The sequence below is a fragment of the Legionella bozemanae genome (assembly GCF_001648595.1).
GTDB lineage: Bacteria > Pseudomonadota > Gammaproteobacteria > Legionellales > Legionellaceae > Legionella > Legionella bozemanae.
In genome coordinates this window covers 1-1,023 of record NZ_LBAW01000081.1, presented here as the reverse complement: position 1 = coordinate 1,023, position 1,023 = coordinate 1, and the positions used below count along the sequence as shown (strand labels likewise).

The following is a 1,023-nucleotide window of genomic DNA, read 5'->3' as shown; positions in this document are numbered from 1 at the left end:
CGCAAGCAGAGCGCGCGCCGACACAACGTTTTGTCGATGTATTTGCTCAATATTATACGCCGATTATGGTGATAATTGCAGTTCTTATCGCATTAATTCCGCCGTTGGTTTTTGGTTATCCTTTTTATGATTGGATCTATAAAGCGCTCACTTTATTAGTGATTGCATGTCCTTGTGCTTTGGTTATTTCGACCCCAGTAACGGTAGTGAGCGGATTAGCCTCTGCGGCAAAGCATGGGCTTTTAATTAAAGGCGGAAGCTACTTAGAAACTGGGCATCAGTTAGAATTAATTGCCTTAGATAAAACCGGCACCTTAACGGAAGGTAAACCAGTAGTGACTGATTTTATTGTTCATGACACGCGTAGAACAAAAGAAGAATTGCTGCTCATTGCAGCAAGCCTTGATAGTCATTCCGAGCATCCTGTCGCGCATGCTTTAGTAACCTATTTCCAGCAACAACAACCCTCAGCTGATTTATTAGAGGTTGGTGCGTTTTCAGCACTTCCGGGTCGTGGAGTCAAGGGTTTGGTGCAAAATGAATTGTTTTATGTAGGAAACCATCAACTTGCTGAAGACAATAAAGTATGCAGCCCTGAGGTAGAAGAAGAGTTGAAGCGATTGGAGGAAGAAGGAAAGACCACGGTCATTTTAAGCAATAACACTACAGTGCTTGCTCTGTTTGCGGTGGCTGATACGTTACGCCAATCCAGTCAGTGGGCTATTTCAAGGCTTCATGAGCAAGGGATAAAAACAGCAATGCTGACTGGTGATAATGCAGTAACAGCGCATGCCATTGCGAAACAAGTGGGTATTGATGAAGTGAAGGCCAATGTATTGCCTACGGATAAACTGCAAGCAATTAATCAACTCTTGACACAGTATCAAACGGTAGGCATGGTTGGCGATGGGATTAACGATGCACCCGCACTGGCTAAAGCAAGCATTAGTTTTGCTATGGGGAAAGGGACGGATACGGCATTGGAAACGGCCGATGTAGCGTTAATGAATGATAATTTGGCCA

General features: G+C 44.1%; 1 protein-coding gene. It reads left to right on the top strand.

What is annotated here, in order from left to right; translation table 11 throughout:
* Nucleotides 1-1,023 (top strand): heavy metal translocating P-type ATPase (locus A8O27_RS18125; RefSeq protein WP_154669266.1); only part of this gene is annotated, 1,023 nt, incomplete at both ends.